This is a genomic window from Bacteroides finegoldii DSM 17565, from assembly GCF_000156195.1.
Taxonomy (GTDB): Bacteria; Bacteroidota; Bacteroidia; order Bacteroidales; family Bacteroidaceae; genus Bacteroides; species Bacteroides finegoldii.
The window spans coordinates 280,609-297,810 of the sequence record NZ_GG688322.1 but is presented as its reverse complement, the minus strand read 5'-3'; the positions used below and the strand labels follow the sequence as shown (position 1 = coordinate 297,810).

General features: G+C 41.3%; 17 protein-coding genes and 1 pseudogene. 10 read left to right on the top strand and 8 right to left on the bottom strand.

Going from position 1 to position 17,202, the window contains the following annotated elements; all coding sequences use genetic code 11:
• The 3 genes and pseudogenes from BACFIN_RS23865 to BACFIN_RS10720 form a co-directional block, all read right to left on the bottom strand.
• Window positions 1-121 (bottom strand): annotated as a pseudogene (locus BACFIN_RS23865) (transposase); the annotation flags it as partial.
• Window positions 122-338: 217 nt separating this feature from the next.
• Window positions 339-851, bottom strand: a complete 513-nt coding sequence (locus BACFIN_RS10715; protein ID WP_007752732.1) for an outer membrane beta-barrel protein — start codon at window positions 849-851, stop codon at window positions 339-341.
• Window positions 852-1,381: 530 nt separating this feature from the next.
• Window positions 1,382-1,834 carry a helix-turn-helix transcriptional regulator gene (locus tag BACFIN_RS10720; protein WP_004295699.1) on the bottom strand — a complete coding sequence of 151 codons (453 nt, stop codon included), beginning with the start codon at window positions 1,832-1,834 and terminating at the stop codon, window positions 1,382-1,384.
• A gap of 145 nt (window positions 1,835-1,979) precedes the next feature.
• On the opposite strand from BACFIN_RS10720, the gene BACFIN_RS10725 reads away from it, so the two are divergent.
• The 9 genes from BACFIN_RS10725 to BACFIN_RS22995 all read left to right on the top strand — a co-directional run bounded on the left by BACFIN_RS10725 (window position 1,980) and on the right by BACFIN_RS22995 (window position 9,937).
• Window positions 1,980-2,171, top strand: coding sequence for a hypothetical protein (locus BACFIN_RS10725; protein ID WP_004295698.1), 192 nt, complete (start codon window positions 1,980-1,982; stop codon window positions 2,169-2,171).
• Between the two features lie 5 nt (window positions 2,172-2,176).
• The gene (locus BACFIN_RS10730) at window positions 2,177-2,473 is read left to right on the top strand and encodes a hypothetical protein (RefSeq protein ID WP_004295697.1); all 297 of its coding nucleotides are present in this window, start codon (window positions 2,177-2,179) and stop codon (window positions 2,471-2,473) included.
• Window positions 2,474-2,587: 114 nt separating this feature from the next.
• Window positions 2,588-2,791 (top strand): MerR family transcriptional regulator, encoded by a 204-nt coding sequence (locus BACFIN_RS23295; protein WP_074726661.1) that lies wholly within the window; start codon window positions 2,588-2,590, stop codon window positions 2,789-2,791.
• Window positions 2,788-6,105, top strand: a complete 3,318-nt coding sequence (gene dnaG / locus BACFIN_RS10735; RefSeq protein ID WP_004303543.1) for a DNA primase — start codon at window positions 2,788-2,790, stop codon at window positions 6,103-6,105. Before BACFIN_RS23295 ends, dnaG begins: the two co-directional genes overlap by 4 nt.
• An 11-nt stretch (window positions 6,106-6,116) precedes the next feature.
• On the top strand, window positions 6,117-6,425 hold the full coding sequence (locus BACFIN_RS10740; RefSeq protein ID WP_004295695.1) for a hypothetical protein: 309 nt from the start codon (window positions 6,117-6,119) through the stop codon (window positions 6,423-6,425).
• A gap of 240 nt (window positions 6,426-6,665) precedes the next feature.
• Window positions 6,666-7,643, top strand: coding sequence for a type IV toxin-antitoxin system AbiEi family antitoxin (locus BACFIN_RS10745; protein ID WP_004303544.1), 978 nt, complete (start codon window positions 6,666-6,668; stop codon window positions 7,641-7,643).
• A complete protein-coding gene (locus tag BACFIN_RS10750; RefSeq protein WP_004295693.1) occupies window positions 7,633-8,508 on the top strand; it encodes a hypothetical protein in 876 nt (291 codons plus the stop codon). The genes BACFIN_RS10745 and BACFIN_RS10750 overlap by 11 nt, the downstream gene beginning before the upstream one ends.
• A complete protein-coding gene (locus BACFIN_RS10755) occupies window positions 8,495-9,118 on the top strand; it encodes a PP2C family protein-serine/threonine phosphatase (protein ID WP_004295692.1) in 624 nt (207 codons plus the stop codon). The genes BACFIN_RS10750 and BACFIN_RS10755 overlap by 14 nt, the downstream gene beginning before the upstream one ends.
• Window positions 9,119-9,688: 570 nt before the next feature.
• On the top strand, window positions 9,689-9,937 hold the full coding sequence (locus BACFIN_RS22995; RefSeq protein ID WP_032839557.1) for a MerR family transcriptional regulator: 249 nt from the start codon (window positions 9,689-9,691) through the stop codon (window positions 9,935-9,937).
• Window positions 9,938-9,954: 17 nt separating this feature from the next.
• Here BACFIN_RS22995 and BACFIN_RS10760 read toward each other — a convergent pair whose 3' ends face one another.
• Genes BACFIN_RS10760 through BACFIN_RS21720 form a run of 5 tightly spaced genes read right to left on the bottom strand, consistent with a single transcriptional unit; the run spans window position 9,955 to window position 11,452 of the window.
• Window positions 9,955-10,335 carry a hypothetical protein gene (locus BACFIN_RS10760; RefSeq protein WP_004295690.1) on the bottom strand — a complete coding sequence of 127 codons (381 nt, stop codon included), beginning with the start codon at window positions 10,333-10,335 and terminating at the stop codon, window positions 9,955-9,957.
• 55 nt (window positions 10,336-10,390) lie between these two features.
• Entirely contained in the window at window positions 10,391-10,753 is a 363-nt protein-coding gene (locus BACFIN_RS10765; protein WP_004303545.1) for a hypothetical protein, read from the bottom strand.
• Window position 10,754: 1 nt separating this feature from the next.
• A complete protein-coding gene (locus tag BACFIN_RS10770; protein ID WP_007752731.1) occupies window positions 10,755-10,925 on the bottom strand; it encodes a hypothetical protein in 171 nt (56 codons plus the stop codon).
• Window positions 10,926-10,937: 12 nt separating this feature from the next.
• The gene (locus BACFIN_RS10775; protein ID WP_004295686.1) at window positions 10,938-11,246 is read right to left on the bottom strand and encodes a hypothetical protein; all 309 of its coding nucleotides are present in this window, start codon (window positions 11,244-11,246) and stop codon (window positions 10,938-10,940) included.
• Between the two features lie 11 nt (window positions 11,247-11,257).
• The gene (locus BACFIN_RS21720) at window positions 11,258-11,452 is read right to left on the bottom strand and encodes a hypothetical protein (protein ID WP_004295685.1); all 195 of its coding nucleotides are present in this window, start codon (window positions 11,450-11,452) and stop codon (window positions 11,258-11,260) included.
• A 791-nt stretch (window positions 11,453-12,243) separates the two neighbouring features.
• Here BACFIN_RS21720 and BACFIN_RS10785 point away from each other — a divergent pair.
• Window positions 12,244-17,199, top strand: coding sequence for a DEAD/DEAH box helicase (locus BACFIN_RS10785; RefSeq protein ID WP_004295683.1), 4,956 nt, complete (start codon window positions 12,244-12,246; stop codon window positions 17,197-17,199).
• Window positions 17,200-17,202: the final 3 nt, after the last annotated feature.

Below are 17,202 nucleotides of genomic sequence, written 5' to 3'. Positions count from 1 at the left end.
AAGAGAATGGAGTCGACCTAATTCACTCGTTGCAAAACTTTGACGATATTTTTTTAAGCATATCGAACTCGGTAAAACCTAAACAAGGTTCGATTTCTGAGATTTTTTGTATCTTTACCATGTGTTTTTATTTTAGATTACCCCCGTTTTGGCCGTCAAACCGTTTTTTGGGGGGAATGCTTAAAGATACAAAAAAGGCAACTAACTCGCAATGAAGTAGTTGCCTTAAATTTTATTATTTTAGGAATATCCCTAGATTTAGATTTTATATAAAGGAAAAGGGAATCCCCGAATATTCGAGAATTCCCCTTTCCTTTATATTGTACAACGGTTCTTTATCAGAACTCATAATGGAAACCAAATGAAAGGTCTTCACTACCGAATGAAAATCCGTAACCATCAGTACCATACGCATAATCATCTCTGTATCCCAAGAATCCACATTTGGCAACAAGGCTAAAGTGATTATTCAATTTAATGGCAAGTCCCGGTTTGATCCCCAGCTCAAAGCCACCTTCGGAGTTGTCACCGTATTTAACAGAAGAAATTCCAATACCTCCATCCAAGAACAGACGTACTACTTTATTCTCGTAGTATGAATAACGAACATAAGGAGCAAAACTAAAAGCATTTTTAAAACCTACTGTTTCTTTGCTGTTATGAGCAAATCCTAAAGTAGCTCCCACTGCCCATCGTTCACTAAAGTTATATCCAAATTCCGGTTCAATCAGGAAAGATGTATTATCTGCATCGTCATTATGCCACAATGCCACATTTCCACCCACATAAAATTGTGCTTTAGCAGACAAAGCCGCCATCACTACAAAAATCAAAACTACAATTTTTTTCATTCTATCGTTGTTTTAGTTAAACATTCAGGTCTCTTAAAAGCCTAATACCTTAATTTTTCGGGGAACAAAAGTATAACCCTTTTTTGATTAAAACAACTTTTTAGTTAGTTTTTCATAAAGTACACATCTTGAGCAAGTGTAAACTTTGAGTAAACATCGCAACTAGTAATAGCAAATAATCGGCTGAAAAAATAGGCTGCAACCAACTCTATGAGATGATTACAGCCTACATAACAGATAGTTAAGTACCTAACCAGTGTATTTGACTATCCTTCTATAGCTGCCTGCGCCACATCAATATATCACTGATATTCAATAGCTTAATTTCCCAGTGTAATCCCGGAGTAAGCGAATATTTGTTTAATATTGATTTAATCGAATTTTCTACTCTTCGACGGCGGCTTGCGCCGCTGCAATACATTATTAATAATCAAAAACTTACATTGTTATTGTAAGCGACTGATAAGCACTACATCGCATTTTTTACTCAATGATTCCCTGCTATTCGTCTATAGCAACTTTCAAGTCATTTATCTCCTTTCTTTTAATAGTTCTATAATTGCGTCCTTATCCTTCAAGTTAGAGTCAAGACGGTTTATTTGCGCATTCAGACTATCCACCTGTTCTTTCAGGAGTGCAATAGTGCCCCTTTGGCTTTCTATCTCTGTCTGAGCTTTGGCCAGTTGAGAGGCGAGTTCGGCATCACCAATAATATTGTGGGCATTACCATCCAACGTCACTGCCGCAAGATAGGCGGATATCTGGTGTTGGACAGGGCAGAACAGTGTGAAGAAATTAAAGCCTAAAGCCTCACTGACCTTGATAAGGCGTTTGGTCTCCATAGTCTCCCTCTCCAGTATGCGGTTGACATGCTGTTGCGGCACACCAATTTTCCGTCCAAGCTCGGATTTACTCAATCCAAGTTCGTTGCGACGTTTCTCGATTGCCTCACCTATATGTACGTTTTTTATGTCTATATCCATAGGGCTAAGTCAATAATTAGACCTTAAACATTAAATAGTCAAACAAATATTTGTGTATATAAACCATTTTGTGTTACTTTGCAGGTGTAATACACTATATTAGTGGGTACAAAGTTAAACATTAAATATTAAATATCCAAAGATTATGGCAGAAAACTTGGAAAAAATTCGCCCAGCACTTACTGCCCTCGAAGTAGGCGGTACAGTCACATTCCCCATTTCAAGGCTGAAAAGCGTCCGCACGCAAGCCTCCGAACTGGGAGCTATTTATAACAGGCAGTTCAAAACAAAGACGAACAGGGAAACCCAAACAATAACCGTTAAACGTATCATATAGGGAATATGGCATTCATGCAGTTTTTAGACCGCCTTATTCCGTATGACATCTTTCTGAATGACCTTGCTGCAAGAATCGTAAAGTTTTTGAAGTCAGACAACAACGACCCTGAATTTATCAGTCAAAGAAGGGCTTATGAAATGTTTGGCCGCCGCAACGTCGAAAGATGGAGGCGCATGGGAAAAGTGGTAGCATACAAAAGACCGGGCAAGGTCGAGTACAGGACGGCCGACTTGCGCCTGTTGCAGCGTATCGTTCAGGACTATTTCGACAAAGACATTACGAAAGATGATCTGGAATGACGGTAAAAAGGCGAGTATTCAAACAATATTATGGCTATGTTGACAGTTAGAACTACCCCGTCAATGTGGCAAACAAACATATTTATGGGGCTGTTCATCATGAATTTATAGCTAATGAAGGAATTAAAACCTACTTGTGACCCTAATGGGGTCTATTCAGTTAAACGGACTTGTGCCGAATTGGGCATAAGCCACAAGACATTACGCAAGTACAGGGAGCGCGGTTATATCAGGCCGATCAACCCAGACAATGTTTGCCGTCCGAAATATTTGGGACAGTCAATCATAGACTGTTGGAATATCTTAATCGCATTATGATCAGTGAATCGACCATTAGCAAGGTCAGGGAACTTTCCATAGAAGATGTCCTCCGCCCATACGTCAAACTTTCAAGAAAAGGCTCGGCATTGATGGGGCTTTGTCCTTTCCACGAGGAACGGACAGGCTCATTCTCTGTCTCTCCGGCAAAGAATCTTTTCCATTGCTTCAGCTGTAACCGTGGTGGCGATGCAATCACCTTTATCATGGAGAAGGAAGGATTTTCATTCATGGATGCAGTCCGATTCATCGCAAAACATCATAATATCCAAATAGAATACACACAGGAAGAATATAATGAGGAACAAATGGCCGAAGAAAAACACAGGGAATCTCTCCTTGTCGCTTTGGATCATATACAGGCCTACTTTTTGAACTGTCTGAGGACAACAGATAATATAGAGTGCAAACAGGCCCGTGACTATGCCTATGGCAGATGGCCGGAAGAGTTCTGTTCCGTGGCTGGTATCGGATATGCCCCAATAGACGGAAACCTCTTTGTTGACTATTGCCAAAAAAGGTCGCTTAATGAAGAAGCACTCTTTGAGTTGGGAATGCTTAAACGTGGAGAGGACGGACACATTTATGCCATGTTTCGGCAACGAATCATGATACCTATCAGGAACAGATGGGGACGTATCATCGCTTATACGGCAAGACACATCGGCCACAATCCCAAAGCTCCGAAATACATCAATTCTTCCACCAGTCCGGTTTACTCCAAAGGGGAAACCTTGTTCGGCATCGACAGGGCAAGCCGCCAACGTAACGCTGACTACTTTATCATAGTGGAAGGCGCACCCGATGTCCTGCGGATGCAGTCTGTCGGCTTTGACAATACCGTGGCCGCACTTGGCACCGCATGGACGGACAGCCAGTTTGAACAGCTCAAAAAGTACACATCATCCTTATGTTTCATTCCCGATTCAGATGTGACGGAAGGCAAACCATACGGTGCCGGCTTTGAGGCGGTCATGGCGAACGGTGCGATGGCAATCAGGAAAGGGTTTCATGTGACGGTCAGGGAACTTCCGTTTGTCAAAGCCTCGGTTGTCGGTGAGAATATACCGTCCGAAGATACTTTCCAAGTGAAGTTTGTCAAAAATGATGCGGACAGTTTCATCAAGAGTAAAGAGGATTACACCTCGCTGGCAGAGAAGCATTTCATCATCTGGCTGGCTCAAAAACGTTTTCTTGTCGCTTCTTCATTGGTGGAAGAGCGGAAATGCGTGGCCGAAATAGCAGACCTGATGCGTTATGTAAAGGATCAGCTTGTCTTTGACCAGTGCATCGAGCAGCTGGCCAAACTGCACGGCAAGGTGAAGCTGTGGCGTGATGCCGTCGCACAGGCGCGTGGGGAAGCCCGGAAAAGGAATGAACGGCTTGCGCCCATGAATGAAATGCAACGGGATGCCGAATTATTGCGGCAGTTCGGCCTGTTTGTAAGGGAGAACTGCTACTATGCCACCGGCGACGATGACGAGGAGCCGGCAAGAATCTCCAACTTCATCATGGAACCGCTGTTCCACATTGAGGACGAGAGCAATGGAACACGTATCTTTCGGATGCGGAACATGTACAACATGTGCCGTGTCATCGAGCTGAAAGAATCCGAACTTTGTTCGTTGAGTAACTTTCAGCAAAAGGTCGGCTCTTTGGGCAACTATGTGTGGTTGGCCAAGATTGACAAGCTCAACCGTGTCAAGGAATATCTCTACTCGAAAACCGATACAGCGGAGCGCATACGGAAATTGGGTTGGAATGACACGGAAGGTTTCTTCGCCTTTGGCAACGGCATTTTGATGGACGGCACTTTCAGGGAAGTGGATGAATTAGGTATCGTAAGGGGTATCAATAGCAAGGCTTTTTACATTCCTGCCACGTCCAAAATCTATATCCATAATCAGGAAATCTTCCAGTTTGAGAGGCTGATGGTGCACGAGAACCGCAACGGCGTGAAACTTTACGACTATGTGACAAGGTTGGTGGAAGTGTTCGGCGAGAATGCGGCCATCGCCTTTTCTTACCTACTGTCCACCCTGTTCCGTGACATCATATTCCGGCGTACCCGGCATTTCCCCATCCTGAACCTTTTCGGAGAAAAGGGAACAGGTAAGACCACCCTTGCCACCTCCCTCCAGTCATTCTTCTTGCACGGTGTTGACCCGCCCAACCTCGGTGTCACCTCCGTACCGGCCATGAACGACCGGGTGTCACAAGCTGTAAACACACTTGTTGTATTGGACGAGTACAAAAACGACCTTGACATCCGCAAGATAGCCTACCTCAAAGGTCTTTGGGGTGGCGGTGGCCAGACTAAAAAGAACACAAGTACGGACGGAATGGCGGCCCAGACCATCGTCACTACCGGCGTGGCACTTTGCGGACAGGACAAGCCCACGCAGGACATGGCACTTTACACCCGTGTCATCTTCCTTGCTTTCTCCAAGACATCGTTCAACCAGGCGGAGAAAAGAAATTATGAGGATTTGGTGGCTCTCTGCAATTTGGGGCTGACCCATCTGACGGTAGAGATATTGAACCATAGGGAACTGTTTGAGAAGAACTTTCCTGAAATATATGCCATCACCAAACGGGAACTGGCTACAAAACTGGAAAACGAAACGATCCATGACCGCATCTTCGGCAACTGGGTCATCCCGTTGGCCACGTTCCGCACATTGGAGACTGTCATCCATGTACCTTTCAGTTATACGGAGCTGTTTGAAACAGCATTCAGGGGCATCCGTAACCAGAACGAGCTGGCGCAGGAAAGCTCTGAAATCGCCGACTTCTGGAATATGCTACAAGGATTCCAGACATCAGGGAAATGTATCGAAAAGGCGCATTACCGCATACGGTACTTGAAATCCTTCCGTCCCATATCCGTCAAGGAGGACATTGAGTTCAAGGAAGCCCGTCCTATCCTCTATCTGAATATGGCGGCAGTGGCTTCCCTGTTCAACAGCCGGAACATGAACGCCACCGCTAACCGCTCCAACTGGTCAACCATCATGTCCTACTTAAAATCCCACTCCTCGTACCTTGGCTTGAAACAGGACAGGTTCACCATTCTCCAGCCCGGCGGATTACCGGACTACATGATAGAAGTAATCAATGGTGAGCAGGTCAGGAAAGTCAAGGTAAACCGCCCCAAAGCGTTGTGCTTTGATTACCTGCAATTAAAGGATGCCTTCGGACTGGATCTTGAAACGGAAATTGTGTCTGACAGTCTGGACTTGTCGGAAGACAATCTTTCCGATTCAACCCCTTCCGATACCACACCTCCCATTCAGGAGGATTTACCATTCTAAATGATGAAATAATGAAGAACGAAGGACTTGACAAATTAAAAAACGAAGCGGTGAACGCTTTGGTGCGTTGGGGTAAAATCGGACTGGGTTTATATTCCATGCGCGATGCAGTCAATGCCTACATGAAGGCTTGCGGTGCTGACAAAATCCCCTTTGACGGTATAAACGGCATCAGAGAAAAAAGAAAAATAGTATCGGACGGTTTGCTAATCCATTGCATTGCACCTTTATCCAGAGAACAGTTATACAAAGTAAAGATGGAATTGAATCAAATTTCCAATTCCATCACCACTCATATAAAGCCACGATTCAAAAGGTAATATGAAAGAGGTATTATTGGCACCTAAATGCCATATAGTATTACACTGTTGATTCTGAATAAATTATTCTCTGAAAGAAAAATGGACTACGGGCAACGTTTGTTTATAGATTACGCATGTTCATAAATTCGTGAACACAATGAAATAATGAACGCAAAATTTGGCAAAGCAAAGAATGTTCACTAAATTTGCAGTGTTTATCAATTTATGAACATTATATGAACAATGAACGATACAACAATGAGAACAGATTATTTGGAATTGTTTCATGAAGCCATCAACAATTTGAGGGCGACAACAAGGAATGACTGTATTGTCATTTGTGACGAATTGGACCAAACTATTAGCATTAATAGCTTGAAGTTTTATTGTGACATAAAGAAAACCATAAGCAACGCCAACATCTTTTCAGTCGTTGACGGAATCAGAAGTAAAAGTAGCGATAGGAATATGCCTATGGTTTTGATTACTGATAAAATCTATCCCAAATTAGCCAATACGCTTTCGGACAATCAAATCAATTGGATAGACAAAGTAGGAAATTGTGATATCAGACATAAGAGTCTAATCATTAAGATTGCCGGCCAAAAAGACAACACCCCCACTAAACCAAGTTCTACTTCAAAAATAAGTGAGACAAACATCAAGCTCATCTTATTCTTCTTGCAAAATCCTGAAAGCGTCAATTGGGCTTATCGTGAGATTCAAGAGAAAGTCGGGCTGTCTTTGGGCACTATCACGAAAGCTTTTGATTTGTTGAAAGCGAAACAGTACTTGGTGCAAACTGAAAAAGGCAGAAAGATTTCGATGCGCGAAGAACTTGTCGAATGGTGGCAACAGCAATACAATGAATTTTTGAAACCTAAATTACTCATCAATCGGATGACCTTCCGCAGTCCGGAGCATAGAAGAAAATGGAAAGAAATGCTTCTTCCCGAAGGTATGTATTGGGGAGGTGATTGTGGAGCCAACTTAGTAGATGGTTACTTAATCCCCGGTGAATTTGAAATTTATTCAGATGTAGCAAGTTCGTTGCTTCTTCGTACCGGTGCGGTAATGCCTGCCCCAAATGGGGAAATACGCATCTACAAGAAATTTTGGATAGGGGAAAGCAAACTAAACCTTGCCCCAAAATTAGTCATTTACGCGGATTTAATGGGTGCTGGAGACAGCCGTTGCCATGAGGCCGCATTAAGAATAAAAGAAAATGGAATATAAAATCACACGAGATACTTTACAGAATAATTTGCTTTATGACACCCTTGAAGCATTGAGTAAAGTAATGAACGACCTGCAACTGGATGTGTATGTTGTTGGCGCACTGGCAAGAGACATTGCTATGGAAATACTTGAAATGCCGCCTTCGCGTAGAAGAACATCTGATCTTGATGTGGCTATTGCCTTGAAAGATTGGAGTCAGTTCGAGTTATTGTCGGAAAATTTATTGAAAAACAATTTTGTCAAGGGTAAACCGAAACAGCGATTTTATTATAAAGGTGTGGATGGAAAGAATGACTACGAAATAGACATTGTGCCTTTCGGAGAATTGGAGGAAGACGAAAAAGTCGCATGGCCACCTGAAGGCAATCCTGAAATGTCGGTCAAATGTTTTAGAGACGTAATGAATATAGCCGATACAGTGGTGATTGAAGACGCCATTACAATAAAGATGGCTCCTTTGTCAGGACAATTCCTCATTAAATTTGATACTTGGCTTGACAGGCACTTGCTCACAGACAAAGACGCAGCCGATATGCTTTATATAATGGACAATTTCTATTTGGCATACGTTTCGTTCAAACAACCAGTTCCTGATGAGGTGCAGGAAACAAGTGAAAGTTTTGACCTCTTGAATGGTGGTGCTCGATGGATTGCTTGTGAAATGAAAGAATTTCTTACAAAAGAACACTTGCAATTCTATACCGACCAACTACAAGCGCAAATAGAACTGGATGAAAACAGTCCACTAATCAGGTCTATGAGTAGCAAGTATTCTGCAAGCGACTCACATATGATTGTGAGAAATGCACTAATCGGAATGGTTGAAGTATTAAAGAAAGGAGAAAACAATGAAAATAGATAGCTTTTCAATAGAAGGTAAGCACAATTCAAATGAAGACAGCCTGTCAGTCCTTCAAATAATAGACGATAAGATTATCGCAGTATTGGCAGACGGTATGGGTGGCTTAACATTTGGCAAGGAGGCAGCAGATTTGATTGTAAGCACAATTACAACTTTTGTTTGTGAGCACATAAATAAAATGACTGTCAGCGATTTGTTGATTAAGGCATTAGAATTTGCAGACAAAGCCGTTTCCAAAAAGAGTTTGGAGATGCATAGTAAAATGGGCGCAGCCGTTGCTGTCGCCTTTATAGAAGATAGAGACATTCACTATACTTGGTTGGGCAATGTCAGAATTTATATTTCTGACCACGATGAAATGAAGCAATTAAGCACAGACCACACTCTGAATATCGGATATGGTAAGTACCTGCTCACAAGGTGCATTAAAGGTGCAGGTTTAAGAGATGACATTCCATACCAATGCCAGAAAGCCAATGCTGGAAGTTCCCTTTTCCTTTGTACTGACGGACTTTATAAACAAGTCAAGGTCAATCAGATGTTAGACAAAGCTCTACCCACAAATGAAGAATATGAGGATGATGCGACTTTAATAAGAATAGTTTTGTAAACTCAGAAACAAACATTGATTGTTATTAAACTCCAATCATGCAAGACGTATTACCCCCCTGCTAATAGCGTTAGCAATGTTTCATTGTGCATTTCCAAATATAATATGCACCTATTTCAAAGGTGACACCGTTGACAAAGCATAAAAATCCTCATATCAACGACTTCCTATAAGAAAATTGCGTTGACAAACGTTGACAAAGGTAGTCATTATCGGAAATGCTGGAAAAATCGAAGCCAAACGTTGACAAGACATAGACTATTATTCTAAATTCTTTTTTCTAAGAAAAGAGATAAAATATTGTATAGCAATCGCTTTTGTAATGGCTATTTGGATAGATAGTATGTCAGCTCGCTTGTCAACGCTGTCAACACTCAAACATATAGGCTTCTACTTCTGCGAATGTGCATTTCTGCATAAATCGGATATATAATGCAGCCTTTTCTTCGTGTCAGTTCATACATTGGAACAATTTATCATAAATTATCCGATTATCTCCTTGATATTCCAATATTTGACGTATTGCATCCCAATCGCTTTGCTTTTACCTTTATGGCAAAAATGAATGCCATGATGGACTTGCATAAATTATTTGGAGAGATTATCCCGGAACAAATCTATTCGGTGAGTGAGGCAGCACGCTATTTTGGCGTACACCGATGTACAATATACGCTTATATCAGTCACCCTGAGAAGCCATTATCATTTACGCGGTTTCCCAATCAAGCGAAACTCCTATTCCAAGGAAGGGATTTGATAGCCTATAAAGCCAATGGACTTCCCAAAAGAGGGCGCAAACGGAAAAATGATATTCCATGATGCCGTTTGCATACCTCTTAGTTAAGTTCATTGTTGGGAAATTGGAGCGAGGCGTTACTGCTTCCGATAAGCCCCAACAAATCATAGACAAGCAGCCAGACTTCGACACGGATATTATCCATGTCGGCCACGGCTTGCTGATAACAGGATGGTGAAACAGCACCAGACAGTATCATCCATTCAACAGCACAAGTCTCCGGGTCTATTGCATCTGCAAATGATATAATCTCACTGACAAGGTTTTCCACCTTACCATATTCCATTTCAACGGTGAAACAAAAGGGTACGCCACTAAATGTTTTCCTTCGGAACTCAACTATCCAAATACCATCCTGCTCTTTGTGGAACACACGCCAGCCATTTCTGACAGCTATATCAAACAAATTCCTATATTCCATAGCACATAGATAATGTCAGCCGTAGCATTTGTTGCCACGGCTGACGGATTAATACTCAATCCTCAAACCTTGCAAGGAAACGCTGTAATCGGTTGTCTTGAAGTTTCTTTAATGGGGTCGGTTGAAAGTCTTGTTGCTGTCTGACTTGCAACTTGCCATACCCCTGTTTGGTCAAGTCAAGCTCCACTTCCGAAAGCTCATTCAGCGAGATATAGCCATACTCGTCCTCCATCAGTCCGATGACTATGCCAAAAAGGATGGTATCATTCCCTTCTGCTTCTCCTTCAAGGATGAACCATCGGGCAGAGCCGAGAATAAACACTGCACGGCAAACCGCTTCTTTTCCCTTGCCGTTCTGGGAGTAAAGCGGAAAACCTTTCAAGGCTTCCGCTAATTGGGGTGTCATTAACCTGCACATATCAATCAAATTTTATTTCGTCCTCATATATTTCTATCTCTGCACCACTGCTGAACTGCACGATAAAACCTCTTGCTGTCTTGGCTACTATTGTGCCACGGTGATAGCCATGCCACGGTGTATTAAGCTCACATTGCCGTCCGTATTCGGGAAAATCATATTCGTTATTCATGATACTTTTGTTTTAGGGTTGATAATTCGGGTCAAATATGAGATTGCTTTCAATCAGATGACGGTACGCTTCCGAGGCGAGCCGTGATGCCCACTCGTTACGCTCGTCATAGAACCCTTTTTGATAGTTGTATGCCAACTGTCGCATGAAACCCATGAACACCTTGAACATCTGCTGCTGGAGATAACGGTGCGCTCTGGTAAGCTCCTTGCCGGTTTTCTCTGCGGAACACATCCGTCCATTGACGAAGTTTGTAAACTCTTTGGCAAAAGCCTTATCTTGTTCGGAGATAACCTCTCCTGAAAATTCCTGATAGTCCATAATCTATAGTTTTAGAAAGTTGCCTGATGGTAGATTTGCGGCTCTGCCGATACATTATAAACATAGCTGCCACAACGCACTAATAGACATTTATAGCCGTAATACAGCCTTTTCATGCCTCTTACGCTTCCAGTCTTGTGAAAGTTGGAAAAGCGGCTGATACCCACTCTCTTCCCTTGTTCGATAGTCATTCTTTTTACTCGCATAATCCTTCGTTTTTAGAGTTCCAATTCTTTTCCCTTTTGTGAAGCTCTTTTTGAGCTTCTTGGTCGGGAGAACCGTTTTTCGTGCGTTTCCTACACTACGGACAAAAGGGGGATAAGGCAAGTATGAGGTCAGAGAGCGCGGACGGAATACCCAAATTTTGGAGATACGAGAAAATTTGCGGAAGGCTGCCGGCAAGCCCTCCGACCGAAAAAGACAATGGTACTTGATGTTCCTCCTGTCCGTAGTAACTTTGCACGTAATATGGTATCGAGCAAGAAGCACCAATAATCCTCACTATTAGGGTGTTTCCTTATATTTCTGTGAGCAAAGCAATCTTTTTCAGACTAATCTTTCCGATACATTATCAATGTGAGAGCCTTTGAAGTGAAATGAAATGGAGCCTCAAAGGTTCTCTCTTTGGATAGTATTTCACCTTTTCAAATAGTATGTAATATACTATTGACAGTTTTATTTGATGTCTTTGACTTGAAGTGAAACTGTCCTTCAAATTTTCTCTGACAAATACAAATAGACTATTGCCTAATACATTACGTTTCAAATCGGTAGTAAATAGACAAGAATCAGATAATATTCTGTTAAATATCAAATATTAGACAGTTATTTCAAGTATAATTGCTACCTTTGTAAAATAGCACGAATTTATCTGAAAAAATGAGCCAATAAGAAATAAAATATTTAGAAGAAGTATCATAAGAGATGTCCTTGATTGTAGTGTGATATGGTTTGGCTAACCTTCGGATAACTGCAAGAGAGGACTTTTTTGATTGCAATGACTTTCAACGATATACTACATAAATTTAGATCGGAGTCCTTTACACAAAAGGATAAAGGGACCCAATTTGAACGTTTGATGCGCTCTTGGCTGCTTTCAGACCCTCGGTATTCCAACCTCACTAAAGTATGGCTGTGGGATGATTTTCCAAGCCGTGCAGATCTTGGAGGAAAGGATACAGGTATAGATCTTGTTGCACGTACCGAAGAAGGTGATTATTGGGCGATTCAATGTAAATGCTACAAGGAGGATTCAGTTATTGACAAGCCAGCTGTAGATTCATTCCTTGCAACATCAAGCCGCCAATTCAAAGATCCAGAGACTTTGCAAACGACCTCATTTGCAAAACGGATGTGGATTTCAACGACAAACCATTGGGGAAAGAATGCCGAAGATGCAATCCAAAATCAGAATCCTCCTTTTAACAGGGTCGGACTTGTAGATTTACAGAACTCTCCAGTTGATTGGCAACTGCTCATTGATGGCCTTAAAGGTAAAGAGGCTATGCTTCCGGGCAAACAGCCACGTGAGCACCAGTTGCGAGCTATGTCTGCCGCACATGCTTATTTTCAAGAACATGACAGGGGAAAACTTATCATGGCTTGCGGTACAGGAAAGACATATACCGCATTAAAAATAGCGGAAGATTTACTGAACAATAAGGGGTTGGTACTTTTTATGGTGCCCTCTATTTCTCTTTTAGGGCAAAGTCTGAATGCTTGGTGTGCAGATGCAGTAAATCCCATTAAGGGCATTTGTATTTGTTCGGATAGTCGTGCTTCACGAAAAATTAAGAAAGACTTTGATGATACGCAAGACAGTGTTGTTGACCTTGCTGTTCCGGCTACGACAAACCCCAAGAGCATTGCAAAGCAGTTGAAATTATATAGGAACCATAACGGACTGACGGTTGTATTTTCAACATACCAATCCATAGAGGCTATACATGCAGCCCAACATGAAATCCTCAAAGAAACTGCCGGAACGTATGGAAAATTCGACCTTATCGTTTGCGATGAAGCACACAGGACAACTGGAGTTAAACTTTCAGATAGAGACGAAAGCAACTTTACGAAAATACATGATGCTGAATATATCAAAGGCAACAAACGCCTTTATATGACTGCAACCCCTCGTTTGTATGGGCAATCCGCAAAGATTAAAGCATCCGAAAAAGATGCGATACTTTGCTCTATGGACGACCCTAAACTTTACGGAGAAGAGTTTTTCAGAGTTAATTTCTCATACGCAGTTGAGCATGGACTTTTAACGGACTACAAAGTTCTTGTACTTACAGTGAATGAGGATGACTTACCAGACAATATCCTTTCAGATATAAAAGACCCTAATAATGTCGAATTAAATTTTGACGACACATCAAAGTTAATCGGTATTGTAAATGGCCTTTCCAAAATCATCCGTGGTGATAAACACGCAACATGGGATGCAGATCCAACGGTGATGCACAGAGCTATCGCTTTCTGCTCCGCCATTGGAAACAATCATTCACCCGGTACTTCGGTTAATACAGCAGAAGTATTACCGACTATCTGCGAGAAGTATCGCGATTCCATTAGTACAGAAGAGCGAGAGCATGTTGTCGAAGTACAGGCACGTCATATCGACGGTTCTATGAACTCACAAGCACGCAATGAGCAGCTGGCATGGCTTGCAGATGAAAATATAGGTGAAAATGAATGCCGTGTACTTACAAATGTCCGTTGTCTTTCCGAGGGTATAGATGTACCGGCTCTTGATGCCGTTCTATTTCTCTCATCACGCAATTCACAAGTTGATGTTGTACAGTCGGTTGGCCGCGTCATGCGAAATTTCCGCAAGGGACAGCCTGACGAAAAAAAGTACGGATATATCATTATTCCCATAGTAGTGCCATCAGACGTTAAGCCAGAAGACGCATTGAATAACAACACTTATTTTTCAACAGTGTGGAGTATTCTCAATGCACTTCGTTCACATGATGACCATTTTAATGCAGAAGTCAACAAAATTGCACTCAACAAGAACAGGACATCAAAAGTTGTCGTTGGAGGGCCGGGCATAGGTCATAATGCAATTTCAGACAAGCAAGACCAACAAGATGCACAGCACATTGAAGATGCCGAAGTTGCGCGCCAATTACAACTTCGCTTTGGTGAGATGCAATCCGGCATATATGCCAAACTTGTTGAAAAATGTGGAGATCGGCTTTATTGGGAAAATTGGTCTAAAAAGGTAGGTCTTATCGCAAAGAAATTCATAGAACGAATTTCTAAGCTCGTATCTACAGTGCCTGCAATTAAGTCCGAATTTGATATATTCGTGAAAGGCTTGCAGAACAACCTAAATCCATCCGTGGATGAGGGGCAAGCTATTGAAATGTTGGCACAGCACCTAATTTCTCAACCTGTTTTTGATGCTTTATTCGCGGATTATAACTTCGTAAACAACAATGCAGTCAGCCACTCTATGCACAAAATGATAGAGCAGCTGGAAACTGTTGGTGGCTTTGAGAAAGATACCACTGAGCTTGAATCTTTTTACGAATCCGTGCGCGTTAATGTTGGTAATATAGATAATTTGGAAGGAAAGCAAACAATCATCAAGAACCTGTATGAGAAGTTCTTCAAAGGTGCATTTCCTCTGACTGTTGAAAAACTCGGCATTGTCTATACGCCAGTTGAATGTGTGGACTTCATCATTCACTCTGTCAATGACATCTTGAAACGGGAATTTAACACATCCCTTTCAGATGAAAATGTACACATTCTTGATCCATTCACAGGAACAGGTACATTCATCACACGCCTACTCCAGTCAGGACTTATTAAACCCGAAGACATGGAACGCAAGTATCGCAATGAAATACATTGCAATGAAATAGTCTTGCTTGCCTATTACATTGCCGATGTAAATATAGAAGCAGTATATCATGACCTGATGAAGCCAGATCACTATGTGAACTACGACGGAATTTGCTTAACAGATACTTTCCAACTTGCAGAAACCAAACAACAATCACTTTCACAAGAATTTTTCAAAGAAAATTCAGAAGGAGTTTTGCGCCAAAAGAAAGCTCCAATTCGTGTTATCATTGGAAATCCTCCTTATTCGATAGGGCAAAAGTCTGCAAATGATAATGCTGCAAATATGACTTATCCCGTATTGGATAAACGAGTTTCTGATACTTATGCAGCAAAATCCTCAGCTAATTTGACGAAAGCATTATATGATAGTTATATTAAAGCTTTTAGATGGGCTACTGACCGTATTGCAGACAATTCAGATGGAGGCATAGTGGCATTTATTAGTAATGGTTCATGGCTTGACGGTAATGCTCAAGATGGTTTCCGTGCCTGTCTTGAATCTGAATTTACGGACATTTATGTGTTAAATCTTCGAGGAAATCAACGGACAAGTGGGGAATTATCTCGCAAAGAAGGTGGAAAGATTTTTGGAGGAGGTTCTCGTACACCTATAACGATTACAATTCTTGTTAAGAATCCTGCGAAAAATAGTAAAGCTGCTACAATCCACTATCATGATATAGGAGATTATCTGACTCGTGAACAGAAGCTAAACTTTATCAAAAAATTCAAGTCGGTACATGGTCGTACACTTGACTGGGAAGTTATAAATCCAACAGAGAAACATGATTGGATAAATCAACGCGATGGCATTTTTGACCAGCTTATTCCAGTAGCCCCTGAGAAGAAGTTCAAAATAGACGAGCAATCTTTCTTTTCTACCTTATCATTAGGTATTGCTACCAATAAGGATACTTTTTTGTATGATTTTTCAAAAGAATCATTATGCAATAAAATAGAATCATTGATTTCGTTCTATAATTCGGAGCGTATGAAATTAGCATTAAATGCCAATTATGAATTACAAACTGATCCTACAAAAATAGTATGGACAGATATGTTTAAGAACTCTGCAAAAAAACAGGAGATATTCAAATTAGACTATTCGCGGTTTGTAGAATCCTGTTATCGACCTTTTACTAAGCAAAATTTTATTTTTCAAAAAGATTTAATTCAGCGTACATATCAGCAACTAAGATTATTCCCTACGGGCATCACTTCTAACAAATTAATTTGTGTTAGTGGTATTGGTGTAACAAAGGACTTTTCTTGTATAATTACTGATCAACTACCAGATCTTGAACTCATCGGCAAAAGCCAATGTTTTCCTCTTTATTGGTATGAAGAGCGAAAAGACATTCAAGGCTCGCTTTTTGACACAGATGAATCAAAAGACCGTTATAAAAGACATGATGGCATAACAGACTGGATTCTAAAAGAAGTGCGTAAACGCTTCGGCAATTCCAAGGCTATCACTAAAGAGCATATTTTCTATTATGTCTATGGTATCTTGCATTCTCCGCAATACCGCGAACGTTTTGCAGCTGACCTTAAGAAATCTCTTCCACGTATTCCCATCGTTGACAATGTGGAGGACTTCATGGCTTTCTATAAGGCAGGGAAAGCTCTTGCTGATTTGCACTTGAATTACGAGCAAGTTCCACCCTGTCCCGATGTTACTCCAAAGGTCGCTGATGCTGTATTTGAGGAAGATTCCGCTGAAAAGCCTTTTGCTTACACCAAGTATAGCCATTTCTTTGTAGATAAGATGACATTCCCCAAAGTTAGGAATGAAAAAGGTAAACTTGTTCCTGATAAATCACGTATTATTTACAATGATCATATTACTATAGAGAATATTCCGGCGAAAGCCTATGAATATATAGTCAACGGTAAATCAGCGATAGAATGGATTATGGAGCGATATGCTGTTTCTCAGGATTCAAAATCTCTCATTATAAATGATCCTAATGAGTGGAGTCGTGAGCATAAGAATCCTACTTACATTTATGACCTCCTTCTCTCGGTAATAAATCTTTCGGTTCAGACAGTTGACATAGTCAACTCACTTCCGAAACTGAAATTCTAACAT